Raw genomic sequence first — 21100 nt, forward strand, 5'->3', positions numbered from 1 at the left:
TACGTGCCCGATCGTTCCGATGTTGACATGCGGTTTATTTCTCTGAAATACTTCCTTTGCCATTCTCTTTCTCCTTTAAACTTAAACTGAGAATTTTATTATTCTTTTCTGGCGCTTATTTCTTGCCAGTAACCTTTTCTGCGACGTTCTTGGGGACAGGCTCATAGTGCGAGAACTGCATGGTGTAGTTGCCGCGGCCCTGCGTTCTGGAGCGCAGGTCTGTCGCGTAGCCAAACATCTCGGAGAGCGGAACCATGCCGCGGATCGTCTGCGAGTTGCCGCGCTGTTCCGTGCCCTCGACGCGGCCTCTTCTTGCATTGATGTTGCCCAGGACATCGCCCAGATATTCATCCGGAACGACGACTTCGACTTTCATCATCGGCTCGAGCAGCGTGCAGGCGGCCTTTTCGAAGGCGGCCTTGATGCCCATGGAGCCGGCGATCTTGAATGCCATTTCGGAGGAGTCGACCTCGTGGTAGGAGCCATCCACCAGCGTAACCTTGAAGTCTACCACTTCGTAGCCGCCCAGAATGCCGCTCTTGGCCGCTTCCTGGATACCGGCATCGATGCTGGGGATATATTCCTTGGGGATTGCGCCGCCGACGATGGCGTTGACGAACTCGTAGCCAGCGCCCGGCTCCTGGGGCTCGACGTGCAGTTTACAATGACCGAACTGACCGCGGCCGCCGGACTGGCGGACGTATCTGCCTTCGGAATCGACTGCTTTGGTGATGGTCTCGCGGTATGCAACCTGAGGCGCGCCCACCGTCGCTTCGACTTTATACTCTCTGAGCAGACGATCGACGATAATTTCCAGATGCAGCTCGCCCATGCCGGCGATGATGGTCTGGCCCGTCTCCTCGTCTGTATAGGCCTTGAAGGTCGGGTCTTCCTCGGCCAGCTTCATCAGGGCAACGCCCATCTTATCGCGGCCGGCTTTGGTTTTGGGCTCGATGGCGACGCGGATAACCGGATCCGGGAACACCATGGACTCCAGGATGATGGGATTCTTCTCATCGCAGAGGGTATCGCCCGTGCCCACGTCTTTGAGGCCGACGGCTGCGGCGATATCGCCGGCCATAACCTCTTCGACTTCTTCTCTATGGTTGGCGTGCATCTTGACGATACGGCCAAGGCGCTCTCTTCTGTCCTTCGTGGAGTTATAGACATAGGAGCCGGCGGCCAGCTTGCCCGAGTATACCCGGAAGAAGGCCAGCTTGCCCACGAACGGGTCTGCCATGATTTTGAAAGCCAGGGCAGAGAAGGGGGCGTCGTAATCTGCGGGACGGGAATCCTCGTCTTCCGTGCCCGGGATGGTGCCCGTGATAGCCGGGACATCCAGCGGGGAGGGCAGCAGCTCGACGACATAGTCCAGCATGGGCTGAACGCCTTTGTTGCGGTAGGAAGAGCCGCAGCAGACCGGGACGATCTCGCCGGCAATCGTGCGCTTTCTCAGGCCCGCAATGATCTCTTCTCTCGTGAGCTCCTCGCCGTTAAAGAATTTCTCCATCAGCTCGTCGCTGGCTTCGGCAGCCGCCTCGACCAGTTTCTCGCGGTATTCCTTGGCCTGCTCCAGCATATCCGCCGGGACATCCACGACGTCGAACTTGGCGCCGGTAGCATCGTCAGTATCATAGAGATCGGCCTTCATGTTGATCAGGTCGACAATGCCGATAAAATCAGCCTCTTTGCCGATGGGCAGCTGCAGCGGAACCGGGTTCGCGCCCAGTCTGTCGACGATCATATCGACGACGTTGTAGAAATCCGCGCCCATGATATCCATCTTATTGACATAGCAGAGGCGAGGAACGCCATAGCCCTCGGCCTGGCGCCAAACCGTCTCGGACTGGGGCTCAACGCCGCCCTTTGCGCAGAACACGGCGACAGCGCCGTCCAGCACGCGCAGGGAACGCTCAACCTCGACCGTGAAGTCCACGTGTCCGGGAGTATCGATGATGTTGATGCGGTGGCCCTTCCACTCGGCAGTCGTTGCGGCAGACTGAATCGTGATGCCTCTCTCCTGCTCCTGCTCCATCCAGTCCATCGTCGCGGCGCCATCGTGCACCTCGCCGATTTTATACGTCCGGCCGGTATAGAACAGAATACGCTCGGTCGTCGTGGTTTTGCCCGCGTCGATATGGGCCATGATGCCGATATTTCTAATTTTATCTAATGGGAATTCTTTGGACACTACTAAGCTCCTTTCCTAGCAGCCGCTACCAACGGTAATGCGCAAACGCTCTGTTGGCCTCGGCCATCTTGTGCATATCCTCTTTGCGCTTGACACTGGAGCCGGTGTTGTTTGCGGCATCCATAATCTCTGCGGCCACGCGCTCGCGCATGGTGCGCTCGCCTCTCTTGCCCGAGAACATCACCAGCCAGCGGATGGCGAGGGTTTGTCTTCTCTCGGGGCGCACTTCGATAGGCACCTGGTACGTCGCGCCGCCAACCCGGCGCGCCTTGACTTCCAGAACAGGCATGATGTTTTCCATGGCTGCCTCAAACACTTCCATGGGGTCTTTGCCCGTCTTCTCTTCGATGATCTCGAACGCATCATAGCAGATGCGCTGCGCGGTTCCGCGCTTGCCGTCCAGCATGATCTGGTTGATCAGCTTGGTCACAACTTTGCTTTTATAAATCGGGTCTGCAATAACTTCCCGCTTTGCTACTCCACCACGTCTTGGCATGGTCTTCCTCCTTGTGATAATTCAAATTTTAGACTGCGCGAAAAGCCTTAGTTCTTGGGCTTCTTGGCGCCGTACAGGCTGCGGCTCTGCTTGCGGTTGCTGACGCCTGCTGCATCCAGCGTGCCGCGGATGATGTGATAGCGCACACCAGGCAGATCCTTCACTCTGCCGCCGCGGATGAGGACAACGGAGTGCTCCTGCAGGTTATGGCCGATGCCGGGGATATAGACCGTACCTTCCATGCCGTTTACAAGGTGGACACGGGCGATTTTGCGCAGCGCCGAGTTCGGCTTCTTGGGCGTCATCGTACGCACTGCGGTGCAGACGCCGCGCTTTTGCGGGCACTGCTGCAGAATCGGCGATTTGCTTTTATCTTCAATCGTTTTTCTTCCTTTTTTGATCAGCTGGTTAATCGTAGGCATATTCTACCTCTTTACCTCCTAAGTAAACAATCGTTATTTTATCTGAAATTCCCACTGCAACCCGCGGGGAACCTTTTTTCCTTGCGGCAGCACAAAAGAAGCCAAATAATATTCTAGCATTTCGCTGCCGGCATTGTCAACTACATTTTCCCTTGGGATTCGCCTTGCTCCGGCGCCCCCTGCCCGGGAATAAAGCGGAAATTTTTCCGGGGTTTCTCTTTTTTGACGAACACTTTGCCCCGGGTTTTCTCGTTTTGGGCAAACCAGCCGAGATCGGCCAGTTCCTTTGCCTCGGGCAAATCGAAAAACTGCAGATACATCTGCTTCTCATATTTGCGCGCCAGCGCCTTCTGATACAGCTTGCCGCCCTGGTAGCCCAGCGCGATGAGCAGCAGCAGGATGAGCGTGGAAGTGAATTCGCCGTTGTTCGTCAGAAATTCCGCATTCCGAATGAGCCAAAGGACGAAAATGCCCAGAGCCAGGCCGATGATCATGCCGATGAACCGGAGGTTATCCAGCGTATTCAGGCGGCGCTTGCAGTCTTTGCAGACGGCCACGGGCACCTGGATCATGGAGCCCACCGGCCGGCGCACCTTCTGGCCCAGGCCAAAGGCTTCGCCCGTCTCGTGGGCGGGCTCGGGATGCGCGATTTCCGCGATGGCATAGGCTTCCCGCTTGCCCTTGTGCTCCTTCTTACAGAAGAAGCATTCCTCGGATTCGTGGAATTTATCCACATCTGCCGGCAAATTGCCCAGCGTTACCTTCCAGATGTCGTTGATTTTTCTGCGCTCGAACTGCCGGACATTCTGCTTATACAGCGTGCAGTGTTCGCAGCCGTCGCTTCCCAGAAATTCGCAGGCAGGCTCGCCTTTGATCTCGCAGACCTTGCTGATTTTATCTGCCATATTTCTTCTCCCATTTGAGCGCTTCCCGGCCGGGGATGCCCGGCCGGGCGCTCCTATTTGCTATGCCAGCTCTTCCTGCGGCGCTTCCGCCCCGGAAAGCTGGCCGGCAATCTGCTCATTCGGGACATTCTTGACGGCCTCGATGTTCTTATAGCGCTTGAGGCCCGTGCCCGCGGGGATGAGCTTGCCGATGATGATATTCTCCTTGAGGCCGGAGAGGCTATCCACCTTGCCCTTGATGGCGGCATCCGTCAGCACCCGGGTCGTCTCCTGGAAGGAAGCGGCCGAGAGGAAGGATTCCGTCGAGAGGGCGGCCTTGGTGATGCCGAGCAGGATTCTGGAAGCAACCGCCGGGCGGCCGCCTTCCCGCGCCATGCGCTCGTTTTCCGCCTCGAAGCGGAAAATATCCACAGTTTCGCCTGTGAGCAGGTCTGTATCGCCGGCATCGTCTATCTTGCACTTTCTGAGCATCTGGCGGATGATGACTTCCAGGTGTTTATCCGAAATCTCAACGCCCTGCATGCGGTAGACCATCTGCACCTCGCTGAGCAGATAGCTCTGCACGCCCTTGATGCCCTTGATTTTCAGGATATCCGCCGGGTTGATGGAACCTTCGGTGAGCGAATCGCCCGCCTCGATGACGTCTCCATCCTGCACGGCCATGCGGGAGCCGTAGGGGATGGTATAGACGGCAGTCTCGCCGTGCTCGGGGGTAACGAACACTTCCCGCTTCTTCTTGACGTCGCTGACGGATACCGTGCCGCCCACTTCCGAGATGACGGCCTGGCCTCTGGGCTTTCTGGCCTCGAACAGCTCTTCGACACGCGGCAGACCTTGGGTGATATCGTCTGCCGTGGCGACGCCGCCCGTATGGAAGGTTCTCATGGTCAGCTGCGTGCCCGGCTCGCCGATGGACTGCGCCGCGATGACGCCCACGGCCTCGCCGATATCCACGGGAAGGCCGGTCGCCATATTGGCGCCGTAGCACTTGGCGCAGACGCCGTGCTCGCTCTTGCAGGTGAGGATCGTGCGGATCTGCACTTTCTTGATGCCCGCCTTGACGATTCTATCTGCCTGAATCGCATCGATGGGGGCGTTTTTGCCTACGATGACTTCGCCCGTTGCGGGATCGCGGATTTCATCCACCGAGACGCGGCCGCGGATGCGGTCTGCCAGCGGCTCGACCACGTTGCCGCCGCTATACAGATCCGAAACCCACATGCCCTGGACTTCCTCGCCCAGGCGGGCGAAGCAGTCGTCCTCCCGGACGATGACGTTGTGCGAAACGTCGACAAGTCTTCTGGTCAGGTAGCCCGAGTCTGCCGTTCTAAGAGCGGTATCGGCAAGGCCCTTTCTGGCGCCGTGGGAGGAGATGAAGAACTCCAGAACCGTCAGACCTTCGCGGAAGTTCGCGCGAATGGGAACCTCGATGATCTCGCCGGAAGGGTCTGCCATCAGGCCGCGCATGCCGGCCAGCTGGCGGATCTGGTTGATGCTGCCGCGGGCGCCGGATCTGGCCATCATGTTGATGGGGTTGAAATCGTCCAGATTGGATTCCAGCGCCGCCGTAACCTTGTTGGTCGTCTCGGTCCAGACGTTGACGGCGTTTTCCTTGCGCTCTTTGTTTGTGAGGAAGCCGCGCTGATACTGCCGGTCGATCTTGGTGATGCGCGCCTCTGCCTCGGCGATGTATTCCTTCTTCTCCTTCGGGATGTTGATATCCGAAACCGAAACCGTGATGGCGCCGATGGTGGAATAGTGGAAGCCCTGCGCCTTGATCTTATCCAGAACATGGCTGGTTTCCGTCGCCCCAAGGGCGGAGAAGCAGTAGTCTACGATCTTGCCCAGCTGCTTTTTGCCCACGACTTCGTTGACTTCGTATTGCAGTTCGTTGCCCGGGATGCTGCGATCCAGATACCCCAGGTTCTGGGGGATGGCCTGGTTGAAGATGATGCGGCCAGCGGAAGTTTCGATGATGCCCGTCTTCTGCTCGCCGTTCACTTCCCGCGTTACCCGGACTTTGATGATGGCCTGCATATCGATATTGTGCGTATTGTAGGCCAGGATTGCCTCATCCGGCGAAGCGAACACGCTGCCCTCGCCCTTGGCGCCGGGCTTTAGAATCGTCAGGTAGTACGAGCCGATGACCATATCCTGCGTCGGGGAGACGACAGGCTTGCCATCCTGCGGTTTTAAGATGTTGTTGGCCGCCAGCATCAGGAAGCGCGCTTCGCTCTGGGCTTCCACGGAAAGCGGGACGTGCACAGCCATCTGGTCGCCGTCGAAGTCGGCATTATAGGCGGTGCAGGCCAGCGGATGCAGCTTGATGGCCCGGCCTTCCACCAGCATGGGCTCGAATGCCTGGATGCCCAGGCGGTGCAGCGTCGGCGCGCGGTTTAAGAGCACGGGGTGGCCCTTGATGACTTCTTCCAGCACATCCCAAACCTCGGGACGCACTTTCTCCACCATGCGCTTGGCGCTCTTGATATTGTGCGCCAGGCCTTCATCCGTCAGCTTTTTCATGACGAAGGGCTTGAACAGCTCCAGCGCCATCTCCTTGGGCAGGCCGCACTGGCTCATCTTGAGCTCGGGGCCCACGACGATAACGCTTCGGCCGGAATAGTCGACGCGCTTGCCCAGCAGGTTCTGCCGGAAGCGGCCCTGCTTGCCGCGCAGCATATCCGAGAGAGATTTGAGCGCGCGGTTGCCGGCGCCCGTTACCGGGCGGCCCCGGCGGCCGTTATCGATGAGCGCGTCCACCGCTTCCTGGAGCATGCGCTTTTCGTTGCGGACGATGATATCCGGCGCTTTTAATTGCAGCAGGCGGGTGAGGCGGTTATTTCTGTTGATGACTCTGCGGTAGAGGTCGTTGAGATCCGAGGTGGCGAAGCGGCCGCCGTCCAGCGGAACCATCGGGCGGATTTCTGGCGGGATAACCGGGACGCATTCCAGGATCATCCATTCGGGCTTATTGCCGGATTTGCGGAACGCCTCCACTACTTCCAGGCGCTTGATGGCGCGCATGCGCTTCTGGCCGGAGGAGCTCTCCAGATCCCGGCGCAGCGCCTCGCACTCGGCCTCCAGATCCACTTTTTTGAGCAGCTCTTTGACGGCCTCGGCGCCCATGCCGGCCTTAAACGCATCTGCGCCAAAGCTCTCCTGGGCTTCCCGGTATTCCTTATCCGTCAGAAGCTGTTTGTATTCCAGCGTCGTATCGCCGGGGTCCGTAACGATGAAAGACGCGAAATAGAGCACTTTTTCCAGCGCCCGGGGCGACATATCCAGCAGCAGGCCCATCCGGGAGGGGATGCCCTTAAAATACCAGATATGCGAGACAGGCGCGGCCAGCTCGATATGGCCCATGCGCTCCCGGCGCACTTTCGCCCGGGTTACCTCGACGCCGCACTTCTCGCAGACGATGCCCTTATGGCGGATGCGCTTATAGCGGCCGCAATGGCATTCCCAGTCTTTGGTCGGCCCGAAGATGCGCTCGCAGAACAGGCCGTCTTTCTCCGGCTTTAATGTGCGGTAGTTGATGGTTTCGGGTTTTTTCACCTCGCCGTGGGACCATTCTCTTATTTTCTCAGGCGACGCAAGGCCAATCTGCATGGAATCAAATGTATTGAGTTCAAACAAGGAAACTACACTCCCTTTCTATTATCTAAAGAATTTCGGGCTCTTTGCCTATTCGTCGTCCGAAAAGTCCAGGTCGTCTCCATCCAGCGCGGGCAGGAGATCGTCGAGATCTTCCTCCTCCAGGTCGGTATCCAGGATGCTGGAGAGCAGGTCGTCTTCCGTCGGCTCTTCATCCAAGTCGTCGTCTTCCATGTCGCCCTCGTCGGCATCGTCCAGAATGGAGCCGAGGCTCTGGAAGTCGATATCGTCCAGACTGAGGTCGTCCAGCGGATCTTCCTGGCCGGAAGGCGCGCCCTTCTCATCCTCGTTGCCCTCGATGTTGACATCCAGCTGGACGTCGTCGCCGTCGGATTCGCGGATTTCCAGCTCCTCGTTGCCCTCGCCCAGCACTTTGACATCCAGGCACAGGCTTTGCAGTTCCTTGATGAGCACTTTGAAGGATTCGGGCACCATGGGCTCGGGGATATTCTCGCCCTTGACGATGGCCTCATACGTCTTGACGCGGCCGACGATATCGTCGGACTTGACGGTGAGAATCTCCTGCAGGGTATTGGCGGCGCCGTAAGCTTCCAGCGCCCAGACTTCCATCTCGCCGAAGCGCTGGCCGCCGAACTGCGCCTTGCCGCCCAGCGGCTGCTGGGTAACCAGGGAGTAGGGGCCGGTAGAACGGGCGTGGATCTTGTCGTCTACCAGGTGGTGCAGCTTTAAGATATACATATAGCCGACGGTTACGCGGTTCTCAAAGGGTTCGCCGGATCTGCCGTCGTAGAGCACGGTTTTGCCGTCCGGCGAGAGGCCGGAGGCGGCCAGCAGCTCCTCGATATCCTCCTCGGAGGCGCCGTCGAAAACGGGGGTTGCGATTTTCCAGCCCTGGGCTTTTGCCGCACGGCCCAGATGCACTTCCAGCACCTGCCCGATATTCATACGCGAAGGAACGCCCAGCGGGTTTAGCACGATATCCAGCGGCGTGCCATCCGGCAGGAAGGGCATATCCTCCACCGGGAGCACCCGGGAGATGACACCCTTGTTGCCGTGGCGGCCTGCGATCTTGTCGCCCACCGAGATTTTGCGTTTCTGGGCGATATACACGCGCACCAGCTTGTTGACGCCGGCCGTCAGCTCATCCTTATCCTCTCTGGTGAAAATCTTGACGTCCACCACGATGCCCGCCTCGCCGTGCGGCACGCGCAGGGAGGTATCGCGCACTTCTCTGGCCTTCTCGCCAAAGATAGCCCGGAGCAGGCGCTCTTCCGCCGTCAGCTCGGTCTCGCCCTTGGGCGTTACTTTGCCCACCAGAATATCGCCGCTGCGCACTTCCGCGCCAATGCGGATGATGCCCGAGGCATCCAGATCTTTGAGCGCCTCTGCGCCGACGTTGGGAATATCCCGGGTGATCTCTTCCGGCCCAAGCTTGGTATCCCGGGCCTGCGCCTCGTATTCCTCAATATGGATGGAGGTGAAGACGTCGTCTTTGACCAGGCGCTCGGAGATGAGCACAGCGTCCTCGTAGTTATAGCCTTCCCACGTCATAAAGCCCATGAGGATGTTTTTGCCCAGCGCGATCTCGCCCTTCTGCGTGGAGGGGCCGTCTGCCAGCACATCGCCCACCGAAACCGGCTGGCCTTTATGCACCAGGGGCAGCTGGTTGATGCAGGTACCCTGGTTGGAGCGGGAGTATTTGATGAGTTTATAGGTATGGACCTCGCCCTCGGTATCCTGAACCTCGATGCGGTCTGCAGAGACGCTCTTTACAAAGCCATTCTGCTTGCTCTTGACGAGCACGCCCGAGTCGTAGGCCGCTTTGCCCTCGATGCCCGTGCCCACGATGGGGGATTCGGGAATGAGCAGCGGAACTGCCTGGCGCTGCATGTTGGAGCCCATGAGCGCGCGGTTGGCGTCGTCGTTTTCCAGGAAGGGGATCATGCCCGTGCCCACGGAAATGAGCTGCTTGGGCGAAACGTCCATAAAGTCCACATGATCCGGGGAAACTTCCACGAATTTATCCAGGTCGCGGCAGGTGATGCGGGCGCTGACGAAATGGCCCTGGGCATCGATGGGCTCGTTTGCCTGGGCGATGACGTATTTATCCTCTTCGTCTGCCGTCATATAGCGGATTTCGCTGGTGACGCAGCCCGTCTGCTTATCCACGACGCGGTACGGCGTCTCGATAAAGCCGTATTCGTTGACCCGCGCGTACGTCGACAGCGAGCTGATCAGGCCGATATTCGGGCCTTCCGGCGATTCGATCGGGCACATTCTGCCGTAGTGCGAGTGGTGTACGTCGCGCACTTCGAAGCTGGCGCGGTCGCGATTGAGGCCGCCCGGGCCCAGAGCCGAAAGACGGCGCTTGTGCGTCAGCTCGGCCAGCGGGTTGGTCTGGTCCATGAACTGGGAGAGCTGGGAGGAACCGAAGAACTCCTTGACTGCCGCCGTTACCGGGCGGATATTGATGAGCGCCGAAGGCGTCGCATGCTCGAGATCCTGGATGGACATGCGCTCTCTGACGACTCTCTCCAGCCGGGAGAGGCCGACGCGCAGCTGGTTTTGCAGCAGCTCGCCCACAGAGCGGACGCGGCGGTTGCCCAGATGGTCGATATCGTCCGTCTCGCCCAGGCCAAAGCGCAGGCCCAGCATATAGCTGAAGGCGGCGAACATATCTTCCACCATGATGTGCTTGGGGATGAGGGCGCTGTGCGCGGAAATCAGGCGCGCTTTGAGCTCCTCTTCGCCCAGGTTTTCGTCCAGAATTTCCTTAAGCGCCGGGTAGTAGACCTGCTCATTGAGCTCGGCCAGCAGGGGATCGAAGGGCAGATAAGCCGCGGCGTCCACAAAGTGGTTGCCGATGACGACTGCCGTCTCCTCGCCCATGGCCAGCTTGACGGAATTGATGCCGGCGTTCTGAATCTGCCGCGCGGTTTCCTGGGAAATCTTCTCGCCTGCCATGACCAGCGCTTCGCCCGTCTCGGCATTGATGATATTCTCCGCGGCGGTCTGATTCTCAATCCGATGCGCCAGCGAAAGTTTCTTATTGAATTTATAGCGGCCTACCCGCGCCAGGTCATACCGCTTGGGATCGAAGAAAAGGGACTGCACAAGCTGGCTCGCGCTCTCGACTGTGGGCGGCTCGCCCGGGCGCAGACGGCGGTAGATCTCTAAAAGGCCGTCTTCCTGGGAAACGGCGGTATCCTTCTTAAACGTCGCCTCCAGCACTTCGTCCTCGCCGAAGAAAGCGCGGATCTCCTCGTCCGTCCCAAGGCCCATGGCCCGGACCAGAACGGTCGCCGGCAGCTTTCTCGTGCGGTCTGCCCGGACCCACATGATATCGTTGGAATCCGTCTCGAACTCCAGCCACGCGCCGCGGTTTGGGATGACGGTGGAGCTGAAGAGATCTTTGCCCGTCTTATCCTTGGCGGTATCGAAATAGACGCCCGGGCTTCTGACCAGCTGGCTGACGATGACGCGCTCTGCGCCGTTGATGATGAACGTGCCCCGCTCGGTCATCAGCGGGAAATCGCCCATGAACACTTCCTGGACGTTGACTTCGCCCGTCTCCTTATTGATGAGGCGGACGCTGACTTTGAGCGGCGCGGCGTAGTTGACGTCCCGCTCCTTGCATTCCTCCACATCGTATTTAGGCGTTTCCAGGATGCGGTAGTCCACAAACTCCAAAACTAGGGTTTCGGAATAATCTGTGATCGGGGAAATGTCGCTCAGAACCTCTTTGAGGCCCTCGCGCAGAAACCGCTCATAGGAATCCTTCTGGATCTCGATGAGATCCGGCACTTCCAAAACCTCTTTGATTTTGGAAAAGCTCTGCCGCGTGGAGAGCCCTGCCTTGACCTCATGCACCATACCTTCATGCACCATAGTTACCACTCACTCCCTATATCGTTACTCTATCAAAACTAGACCATTTGGATGCGCTCTCTCCGCCCAAAAAAGCGGCGGGAAAGCCCTTTGCCATGCCCTTTGCGCGGGCCTCGAAAAAGGCCGAAAACCGCGCAGGGCGCATTTATGCAGTATAGTCTAAAATAGCATCACAGCGCCCGGGTGTCAACACTTTTCGGGCGCGAAAGCCGGGTTTTTGCAGGTTTTTGCGAATTTATTTACATTTTGGGGCGGATGCGCCGGGAAAACGCGAAGTTTTTCGCGATTATTCACAAATTGTTTACAATTTGAAGCGGCCGGTTTTGCGCGTCTTTTCGGGCAGAAAAAACAGGCGGGCAGAGCACAAAACTCTGCCGCCTGTTTTCATCAGGGCGGCGCGCAACACGCCGTCTTTTTTCTCTCCCAATAAAATAAGTGTAGATGCCAGAGTGAATTGCTCTCTAACTACTACACTTTTATGACACTAAAAAGCCAGGCATGGGCCTGGCCTTGTTATGCTTGTTCGTCTCTGGCGAAGATCATGCGGCCGGCTGCGGTTTGCAGTGCGCTGGTTACGGTTACGGCGAACTGTTCGCCAATGCGCCCGCCGCCGTTTTCCACCACGACCATGGTGCCGTCGTCCAGATAGGCGACGCCCTGGGCGGCATCCTTCCCCTCTTTGATGACGCGCACGGTGATGACCTCGCCGGGCAGCAGCACGGGCCGGACGGCGCCGGCCAGCTCGTTGATATTGAGCACAGGGATGCCCTGCACCGCCGCCACCTTATTGAGGTTAAAATCGTTGGTTACAATCTTGCCGCCTAGTTCCCTGGCCAGCCGCAGCAGCTTGGCATCCGCCTCGGAGAGGTCTTCCCAGTCCGTCCGGGAGATTTCCACGGGAATTTCCAGCTCCCGCTGTATTTTCCCCAGAATATCCAGGCCCCTTCTGCCCTTGCCGCGGCGCAGGGCGTCTGCCGAATCCGCCACATGGCGCAGCTCGGATAGCACGAATTCCGGGATGACGATTTTTCCTTCCAGGATGCCGGTTTTGCAGATATCGAAAATGCGGCCGTCGATGATGACGCTGGTATCCAGAATTTTCGGGCCGGGCGCCGGCTGGCTCTGCGCGCCGCCCGTCTCTTCCCCGCGCAGATGCAGTTTTTCCCCGGTTTTGATCGCGATGCTCACGCCCAGATAAGCGCAGACCACATAGAGGATGATATTGACCGTCATGACGATCCAGGGGATTTGCAGTTTGTCTAGCGGCCAGGAGAGCAGAAACGCCACCAGCAGGCCGACCAGCAGCCCCACCGTGCCCACGACGATGGTTTTGGCCGGGGCCCTCGAGATATGCCGGGAGAGCTGCGTACAGCCGCGCACGATTTCATCCGCGATCGGCCGGGAAAGCAGCAGAAACAACACGCCAAACACGATGGCGCTGATCACCAAAATGGCCACGCTGGCCCACGGATGCATCAGCTCATAGAGGTTGATATGCGCAAAATTATCGATAAACTCAAACGCCGCCACCACAAGGCTGGGCCCGATGGCAATGCCGGCAATCGCGACAGCGGTTCTCAGAAGGTTTTTCACAGGCTGCTCCTTTTTCTTGACCTTACTTGATCATACCTGCCCGGCGGGGCGGTGTCAACCACAGCAAAGGGCGGTTTTTAGGAAATTCACAATTTCCGCCCCGGCCGCGTTTGACATTTTCCCCAGGCGCCGCCTATAATAAACTTAACTTTTATTCTCGGAGGAAGGGCATTGGCTATCAATTTAAACGATATTATGGCGGAAGATTTTCAGATCGTCGTCGAAGAATATGTGGACCGCAATAAGAACCTGCTGGACACCATGAGCAAATACCAGACTGCCGCCGGCCGGCTCAACCGCGCCGTCACCAAGGCGGCAACGCAGTGCGGCTGCATCTCGCTTTCGGGCAAGAAGCGGGAGGGCCAGGCCAAGACCAACGTCTCGGGCAAGCTCTGCAAAAACTGCCGGGAGGCCATCGAAAAGGAGATGGGCGACGTGCTCTTCTACCACGCCGCCATGTGCAACGCCCTCGGGCTCTCGATTTACGACGTCATGCTCAAGGAAAAGCAGACGCTCTTCGCCCTGGGGGATTACTCGCTCAAATAAAAGAGCAAGAAAAAGAGCGCCCTGTGGCGCTCTTTTTGTGTTTCGAGAATTATTATTGGATGGGGCAAAGGCAATGGAAAAAAGGCCTTTCTTAGCCATTGGGGCATCGCCCCCATACCCCCTTTTTGAGGGAATTAAAAAAAGCGCGCAGAAGGAGAGAATTTGCGCGGCGGCAGGCTGTGCCTTCTTTTTTTGGCGCGGGAATTGCCATTGCGCTATATGCCAAGGATAGAAAAAGCCTCCTGCTTTTCAAAGCAGGCATCCGCCCAGGCATCAAGCTCTCCCATCGCCTGCTCCCATTCCGGCACAGCCCGGGCAAGGCGGCGCACCCGTTCCCACTGCCCGCGGCAGACAATCGTCACGCCATAGCAATCGAAGGCGGGAAAAACCTGGGCAAGCAGCTCCGTCAGAGAAAGCGCATCCCAGCGCCCGGCGCTGATGCAGAGAGAATCCTTTTTCCAGCACTCGCCGCCGTACCTTCCTTTTTGAAACTCAAAATAGGCCGTGCTTCCAGACGCGCCGCGCGCCGCTTCGGTGATAAAATACTTCATGGGTACCCCTCCAAAACAGTTTGAATGAGCCGATGCTCCCTGGCAGGGTTTGAACGCAAGTTACTCGCCCTGCGTTTGCTCCTGCGGCGGATCCTCTTTTGGGGCGGGCTCTTCGAGCCCAGCTAAGACGCGCAGGCGGTGCCGCCGCTCCTTCTCGCCGGGCAGATGATAGCCATAGCGCTCGGCCTGCCGGAGCCAAAGCTGAAGCTTTTTCGGAATTGTTTCCCATTTTTCCAGCGCGACCAAAGCCTGCTCCCGATGCTCGATATAGATGCTCCGGATGCCGCCCAGCAGCAGTTCTTCACCTTTTCCCGGAAGATTTTGCAGTTTACCCAGGATATAGCCCAGGGCGGCCTGGGTGCGGCTCATCCATTCTTGCTCTATTTGGGAACGCTTCGGCCGGCGTTTATGATACCGCAGCATTTGCACGGGCAGGCGCTGCTCAAACACGGCCAGAAGCTCTTGCACATAATGCCTGGGCAGCAAAAAATCCGCCAGGCGATAATTTTGCCAAAAATTCAGCTGGATTTGGCGCATTGCCCGCCTCTGATAGGGCATACCGATCTGCTGGGCGATATAGTAGGCGACGCGATTTCCCTCCACCATTTTCGGCTCAAGCAGCGCCAGGCAGCGCGGGCTCTTCAGCAGCGCCAAGCTGGCTTGGCTCACCTCTCCTTTTAACTCAAGGTTTTGATAGGTATAGTATTGCGTTGTCCAGTAAATATCCGAGACGACATCGAAATCCTCCAGTGTTTTGGCATAAACCCTGGCATGGCGCAGATAGTTTTTCAGCACGACTGCGCTCCCTTTGAGATCGCAGAGATTTCGATAGGGCGCATCGCCGGGTATCAGGCGCGCGAGCAATTTGCCCGCGCCGGCAAAATCCTCCCGGGAAATCTGCTCCTGCGCCAGGCGGCCATCCAGATCGCCCTTTTGCGCGCAAAGAAGTGCAAAATCCATGGGCATCCGCGTATCCTTCGGGGCCCGGCGAATCAGCCAGTCCTGCGCACCCGGCGTTTCCGGCTTCAAATAGCAAATCGCCGCATACCGGGCATAATCTTTTGAGCATCGGGCAATTCTGAAAATGAGATCCTGCGCGTCTTCCCATTCGCTGATGATGCGCAGGCACTGCACTGTAAACGCCCCGCACTGAGAGAGGAAGGGCACAATTTTGCGCAGATATTCTTCATAGTTTTTTCTGTAAAAGCAAAGATACCAGAGAGAAAACTGCACCAGCCGCGGATCCAGGCTGTCCCAAAGCTGATTCCAGCAAAAATTTGCACCATTTTTGCAAAGAAAGCTCCTGTGCTTCCATATCCAGTCGCTCATGCCATCCAAATAGCGCTGGATACCGGAAAAAGGCAGAATATCTTGCAGGGCCCATTTCGCCTCCATCTCCCGGCCTGCGCGCAGATAACGCAGGGCACGAAACAATCTTGCATAGTTGCCCGGCTTTCGTTTCTCCTTTGGCCCCCAAATCCAATCCATATCTCCCGCGCCATCTGCCAAAACCCGTGCGCCGGAGGGGTATTGAAAATAGAAAGGGGAAGGCATAAAGCCATTTTCCTTAACTGCCCGCTCCATCTGCCGCCAGACGGCATCCTCTCTGCCTTTTTCGGGCCCAGGCGGCAAGGGCAGCAGCGGGACAACCTTTTGATTCACTTTTGGCGGCGCAAAAAACAGGAGCAGCCGGCTCTCTGACGGCAGCACGGATATTTTCTTATTTTGAAAAAAAGCGTCCCGGATTTTCATTCTGCCCTTTGCGGCGCTACTCGCCCTGCTCCTCCAGCATCTGCTGTAAAATTTCCGCCGCGCTGGCCACGATTTCCGCGCAGGGCCGGCCGGCATAATAGGCCTTGGTGCGCGCGCTGGGAGCTGGGGCATCCTGCTGCCCTGCCCGCAGGCCCAGCATCTCCCGGCAGACGATGCTGCCGTTTTTTTCGCGGAAGCGCCGGGCAAATTCCTGCACCCGCCCATACTGCGCCGCTTTGGCCGCGCGGTCGGCCGGGTCGTAATCCCCGCCTGCCGCGCCCAGCACCAGAAGCGCCCCCGAGACCGCCCCGCAGACCTCTCTCAGCCGCCCCATGCCTCCGCCAAAGCAGGAGGCCAGCGCCCGGGCTTTGGCCTGCTCCAGCCCCAGCTCCTGGCAGAAGGCACAGGCCACGGCCTGGGCGCAGTTATACTTCTCCTCTATAAAAAGCTGTTTCGCTTTCTGCGATTTGGTTTGCGCCGTTTTACTCATCTTTTTCACCTTTCTATTCTTTGATTCGAGGCGGCACGGCAAAATTTCTGCGCCGGAGCCCGTTTTTATTTGCGCGGGAAGGGCGATAAGGGCAAGAGCGGGGAAGCCTTCTCTGCGCTGCCCCTGCAAAGGTCAAGGGCGGTGGGCAAACATGGGGCTACGCCCCATACCCCCTTACTTATTTTAAGGATGGGATTTATTCGCACGGCAAGCAGAGAATATGCGGGCATTTGCCAGCCGGCGAGCTGAACCGCGGCCTTAGGCGCGGAGCCGGCAGTTTTCGCCGTTCTGCCAATCGGGGGCAGCTTCGCGGGCAGGAGTAGCAGGCCGCATCTTCTGGCCATCGGGTGCCTCCCTCCGAGCACATCACGGGAGAGCATGTATTCGCTGACAAACCGGCTTCCAGCTTCGCGGGCGGGAATAACAGGCTCCGCATTCCCAGCATCCGGGCATTGCTTCCCCGCGCAAAGCCCCTTTCCGCACGAATCCGTTATAATTAGCCAATGGGGTATGGGGGCTTGCCCCCATGTTTACCAGCCGCCCTTGCCCTTCTCCCTTCCCCCAAAAGAAAAAAAGCCCCGGAAGGGCTTTTTTCAGAAGAGCTGTACCAGAGCGTCTGAGAGCGTGCGCACCGGGGCAAGCTCCAAATCCGTCTGCAAGCCCTTGGCGTTGGAGCTGGGCAGAATCGCCCGGTCCATGCCCATGCGGGCCGCCTCGGCCAGCCGCTTCTCCGCCTGGGAGATATGCCGGATCTCCCCCGTCAGGCCGATTTCGCCAAAGAGCACGGTCCCCGGCCGGATGGGGCGGTTGCGGAAACTGCTGACGATGGCCGCGGCCAGCGCCAGATCCAGGGCGGGCTCTGCGACCTTCATGCCGCCGCCCACGTTGACGAACACATCCTGATTATACAGCTTGAGGCCGATTTTCTTTTCCAGCACGGCGATGATCAGGCTCATGCGGTTGTAATCCACGCCGGCGGCCATGCGCCGGGGCGTGCCGAAGCTGGTCTCGCTGACCAGCGCCTCCACCTCCAGCATGACTGGGCGCGTCCCCTCCAGGGCGCAGTAGATGCAGGCGCCGGGCACAGCCTTTTCCCGGCTGCCCAGCAGAATGGCCGAGGGGTTGGGCACCTCCCGCATCCCCTGATCGCCCATATCGAACACGCCGATCTCGTTGGTCGAGCCAAAGCGGTTTTTGACTGCCCGCAGAATCCGGAACGAGCTGGCCCGCTCGCCCTCGAAATACAGCACGGTATCCACCAGATGCTCCAGCACCCGGGGGCCGGCGATGTTGCCGTCTTTGGTGACGTGGCCGATGATAAACAGGGCTGTGCCCGTGCTCTTGGCCATGCGCGCCAGCGCCGCGGCACACTCCCGCACCTGGCTGACGCTGCCCGCCGCGGAGGTGATCTCCTCGTGGTAGATAGTCTGGATGGAATCGATGATGAGAAAATCCGGCTTTTCCTGATGGATGGTGGCCAGGATGACCGAGAGATTGGTCTCGGCCAAAAACTTCACCGGGGAGTTCAGCCCCAGCCGCTCTGCGCGCATGGCCACCTGCTCGCCGGATTCCTCGCCCGAGATATAGAGCACGCTGGCCTCCTGGGCCAGCCGATCCGCCATCTGCAGAAACAGCGTGGATTTGCCGATGCCTGGCTCGCCCCCGGCCAGCACAACGCTGCCCGCCACGATGCCGCCGCCCAGCACGCGGTCCAGCTCGCCGATGCCGGTTTTTCTTCTGGGCGCTTTTGTGCCCGCGATTTCCCGCAGCTGCACGGATTTGCCCGGCGCGGCTCCGGATGCGCCCGAACCCATGGCGCTGCGGTGCGCCGGAGCGGCCTCTGCCGGAAGGTGCTCCTCCAGCGTGTTCCAGCTGCCGCAGTTCGGGCATTTGCCCATCCACTTGGCGCACTCATAGCCGCATTGCGTGCACTGATAAAAGCTTCTTTGCTTTGCCATTACTTCACCTTCGCATATTTGACGACGTCCACATCCCCTGCGCTGGTCACATCGTACCAGCAGACCTCGCCGCCGCTGGCGCTGGCCAGCATACCCCGGGAGATGGAGGTGTTGAGCTGGGCGGTTTTGCCCGTCTCGAAATCGTAGAGATAGAGATTGCCGTCTTTGGTATAGCACAGATAGCCGTCGCCCATGCGGTAGTTGACCACCTCTTCGGCGATGAGCAGCGGCGCTTCGCCGTTCTCGCTCAGATAGATATCGTCTGCCGGGCCGGTGGCCGAAGAGAGAAAGGCGGTATAGCGGCCGGAGGTTTTGGGCGCATAGATATAGCGGCCCCACTCGTAGGTGTGCTCCTGGCCCGTCTCGACGGAGAGCAGGGTTACCCGGCTCTTCAGCAGGTCTCCCTCGGTATAGGAGACAGCGTACGTCAAGATGCCGTCTTGAATATGCACAGCGCCGGAGGTTTCGGGCACGCTTTCAAACACTTTTACCGTTACGCCCTCCCGGGCCTGCAGATCGTAGAGATAGAGGCGGTCTGTCTCCTGGCCGGCCTGCTGCAAAAAGGCCAGGTAGTGCCCATCCAGGCTGAGCTGGGGCAGCGCGAAAACATAATCCTTAACGGCGAAAAACTCGCCCTTCTGCCTGTCGTAGGCGCAGACGCGCCCGCCGCCCCGGGGCGAAGAATCCACCCAGACGATATACTGATCGCTCATTTGCAGCCAGGCGATATTCTCGTATTTGACGGGCACGCTGATCTCCTCGCTGGCGCCCTGCTCTGTGTGATAGATCACCAGGCGGTTATACAGCACAGTGCCGCTGGCGGTGGAAGTCGAGGAAAAGACGATGTCGCCGCCAAACAGGAAGGGGTCGTTGATGGTGTTGTAGCGGATGGCGGCCTCCTTTTGCAGATTGCTCCAATCCTCCGCGCCCTCCGAGCCGACCCCCAAAGCCGGGTCTACAAAGGGCTTGGGATCCACGCTTTCCGGAATTTTCTCCTGCTGGCGCGGGCGGTGGACGGCGAAATAATAGACCGCCCCGGCAATCAAAAGAAGCGCAGCGCAAAGCAGGGCAATTTTCAGGCCCATATGGTCCTTCTGCCCCTGCATGCTGATATGCCCTTTTTTGCTCCAACCCGAGCGAAACCGCTTCATACGCGCTCCTTAATTTGGCTTTTGCTTTGTCATCAGGCAGGTCGCCGAGGCGGCGCAGGCCAGCCCCCCGCCCACGGCATCGAACTGCTCGGCCGTCTTTGCCTTGACGGAAATGCTGCGCTGTTCTGCCCCCAGCGCCTTGGCCAGGCGGTGGATGATCTTCCTCTTATAGGGAGAGAGCTTGGGCTTTTCCAGGAAAACCGTGGTATCCAGGTTGACCAGCGCATAGCCCTCGGCCTGCAGCATGGCCCAGACCTGCTCCAGCAGCTTCATGCTGTCTGCGCCCCGGTAGGCCGGGTCTGTATCCGGGAAAAACTCGCCGATATCCCGCTGGCCGGCCGCGCCCAGCAGGGCATCGATGACGGCATGGGCCAGCACATCCGCATCCGAATGGCCGTCCAGGCCGAGGCTGCTCTCGATGCGCACGCCGGCCAGCAGAAACGGCCTGCCCTCCTTTAGCGCATGGATATCATAGCCCTGGCCGATGCGCAGATCCCGCACGCCCAGCACTTCCTGCGTCCCCCGGACGATATCCTTGGGGTGCGTCAGCTTGAAATTGTTGCCGCCGGATACCACCAGCCGCGGATGCAGGCCCAGCCGCTCCACCAGAGAGGAGTCGTCCGTCCCCAGAAAGCCGTCTTCCCGAGCCTTTTCATAGGCCAGCTTCAAAATCTCCCGGGGGAAGACCTGCGGCGTCTCGACCAGCACCAGCCGGTTGCGGTCCAGCGTGCGTAAAAAGCAGCCCTCGGCATCCGCCAGCTTGACGGTATCCGTGCACCAGCAGCCGGCCACGCCGCTGCCATGCTGGACGCAGCTGCGCACACAGTTTTCGATGAGCTCAGGCGTGGTAAAGCACCGGGCGCCATCCAGCACCGCCAGAATATCGCAATCCGAAGAGGCGGCCAAAATGCCGCTATAGGCCGAATCCTGGCGCGTCGCCCCGCCGGAAGCCAGGATGACTTCCCCCTCCGGGAAGATGGCATCCGCGATTTCCCGCATCTGCTCGCGCTCGCTATCCTTGCAGACCAGCACCACCTCATCCAGGCAAGTTGCCTCCCGGCAGCTTTGCAGTGTCAGCTCCAGCGGCGTTTTATTCGCCAGGCTCAGCAGCATCTTGTTCTTATCCGCGCCAATGCGCGTCCCCCGGCCCGCGGCCAGCACAATTCCCGCCACCTTCATTCGATCACCTCATACATGCGCTCGGCGTCTTCCTTTTTAGTGGATTCCCTTAGCTCTTTGACGCGCACTTTGAGCGGCCGGGCGCCAAAGCCGATGGTTACTTCATCGCCGACTTTGAGCCGATAGCCCGGCTTGACCTCTTTTCCGTTCACGCTAATGCGCCCGCCATCCGCCGCAGAGGCCGCAACCGTGCGCCGCTTGATGATCCGGGAGACTTTCAGAAATTTATCTACTCTCAAAACAGTCCATCCTTTTTTTGCTTTTGCCCGCCGCAGCTTCCATTTGCGGGGGGCAGCTTCCAACCTGATTATAAACAAAACGCGCCCATCTGGCAAATCCATGGCGAATTTTGCGGCATAGTTT

Annotated in this window: 15 protein-coding genes; 1 reads left to right on the plus strand and 14 read right to left on the minus strand. The window is 58.8% G+C overall.

What is annotated here, in order from left to right; all coding sequences use genetic code 11:
* Positions 1-115: 115 nt before the first annotated feature.
* The 7 genes from fusA to AALG83_08280 all read right to left on the minus strand — a co-directional run bounded on the left by fusA (position 116) and on the right by AALG83_08280 (position 13110).
* A complete protein-coding gene (gene fusA / locus AALG83_08250; protein ID MEY8383139.1) occupies positions 116-2191 on the minus strand; it encodes an elongation factor G in 2076 nt (691 codons plus the stop codon).
* Positions 2192-2216: 25 nt separating this feature from the next.
* Positions 2217-2687: a 30S ribosomal protein S7 gene (gene rpsG / locus AALG83_08255; protein ID MEY8383140.1), complete on the minus strand. Its 471-nt coding sequence runs from the start codon at positions 2685-2687 to the stop codon at positions 2217-2219.
* A gap of 47 nt (positions 2688-2734) precedes the next feature.
* Positions 2735-3109 carry a 30S ribosomal protein S12 gene (gene rpsL, locus AALG83_08260; protein MEY8383141.1) on the minus strand — a complete coding sequence of 125 codons (375 nt, stop codon included), beginning with the start codon at positions 3107-3109 and terminating at the stop codon, positions 2735-2737.
* 140 nt (positions 3110-3249) lie between these two features.
* The gene (locus AALG83_08265; GenBank protein ID MEY8383142.1) at positions 3250-4014 is read right to left on the minus strand and encodes a hypothetical protein; all 765 of its coding nucleotides are present in this window, start codon (positions 4012-4014) and stop codon (positions 3250-3252) included.
* A 60-nt stretch (positions 4015-4074) separates the two neighbouring features.
* Positions 4075-7650 carry a DNA-directed RNA polymerase subunit beta' gene (gene rpoC, locus AALG83_08270; GenBank protein ID MEY8383143.1) on the minus strand — a complete coding sequence of 1192 codons (3576 nt, stop codon included), beginning with the start codon at positions 7648-7650 and terminating at the stop codon, positions 4075-4077.
* 48 nt (positions 7651-7698) lie between these two features.
* Positions 7699-11502, minus strand: a complete 3804-nt coding sequence (rpoB, locus tag AALG83_08275; GenBank protein MEY8383144.1) for a DNA-directed RNA polymerase subunit beta — start codon at positions 11500-11502, stop codon at positions 7699-7701.
* Positions 11503-12030: 528 nt separating this feature from the next.
* The gene (locus AALG83_08280; GenBank protein MEY8383145.1) at positions 12031-13110 is read right to left on the minus strand and encodes a PIN domain-containing protein; all 1080 of its coding nucleotides are present in this window, start codon (positions 13108-13110) and stop codon (positions 12031-12033) included.
* A 171-nt stretch (positions 13111-13281) separates the two neighbouring features.
* Here AALG83_08280 and AALG83_08285 point away from each other — a divergent pair, with 171 nt between their 5' ends.
* Positions 13282-13656 carry a DUF1573 domain-containing protein gene (locus AALG83_08285; GenBank protein ID MEY8383146.1) on the plus strand — a complete coding sequence of 125 codons (375 nt, stop codon included), beginning with the start codon at positions 13282-13284 and terminating at the stop codon, positions 13654-13656.
* Between the two features lie 215 nt (positions 13657-13871).
* On the opposite strand, the gene AALG83_08290 is transcribed toward AALG83_08285, so the two are convergent.
* The 7 genes from AALG83_08290 to AALG83_08320 all read right to left on the minus strand — a co-directional run bounded on the left by AALG83_08290 (position 13872) and on the right by AALG83_08320 (position 20976).
* Positions 13872-14207: a hypothetical protein gene (locus AALG83_08290; GenBank protein ID MEY8383147.1), complete on the minus strand. Its 336-nt coding sequence runs from the start codon at positions 14205-14207 to the stop codon at positions 13872-13874.
* 60 nt (positions 14208-14267) lie between these two features.
* On the minus strand, positions 14268-15869 hold the full coding sequence (locus AALG83_08295; protein ID MEY8383148.1) for a hypothetical protein: 1602 nt from the start codon (positions 15867-15869) through the stop codon (positions 14268-14270).
* A 106-nt stretch (positions 15870-15975) separates the two neighbouring features.
* Positions 15976-16449: a C-GCAxxG-C-C family protein gene (locus tag AALG83_08300; protein MEY8383149.1), complete on the minus strand. Its 474-nt coding sequence runs from the start codon at positions 16447-16449 to the stop codon at positions 15976-15978.
* A 593-nt stretch (positions 16450-17042) separates the two neighbouring features.
* Positions 17043-18407 carry a DNA repair protein RadA gene (gene radA, locus AALG83_08305; GenBank protein MEY8383150.1) on the minus strand — a complete coding sequence of 455 codons (1365 nt, stop codon included), beginning with the start codon at positions 18405-18407 and terminating at the stop codon, positions 17043-17045.
* Entirely contained in the window at positions 18407-19558 is a 1152-nt protein-coding gene (locus tag AALG83_08310) for a hypothetical protein (GenBank protein ID MEY8383151.1), read from the minus strand. Before AALG83_08310 ends, radA begins: the two co-directional genes overlap by 1 nt.
* 9 nt (positions 19559-19567) lie before the next feature.
* Entirely contained in the window at positions 19568-20737 is a 1170-nt protein-coding gene (gene ispF, locus AALG83_08315; protein MEY8383152.1) for a 2-C-methyl-D-erythritol 2,4-cyclodiphosphate synthase, read from the minus strand.
* Positions 20734-20976, minus strand: coding sequence for an RNA-binding S4 domain-containing protein (locus tag AALG83_08320; protein MEY8383153.1), 243 nt, complete (start codon positions 20974-20976; stop codon positions 20734-20736). The genes ispF and AALG83_08320 overlap by 4 nt, the downstream gene beginning before the upstream one ends.
* Between the last annotated feature and the right edge of the window lie 124 nt (positions 20977-21100).

Source organism: Christensenellaceae bacterium 44-20 (assembly GCA_041223705.1).
In the GTDB taxonomy this organism is placed as follows: domain Bacteria; phylum Bacillota; class Clostridia; order Christensenellales; family Christensenellaceae; genus QANA01.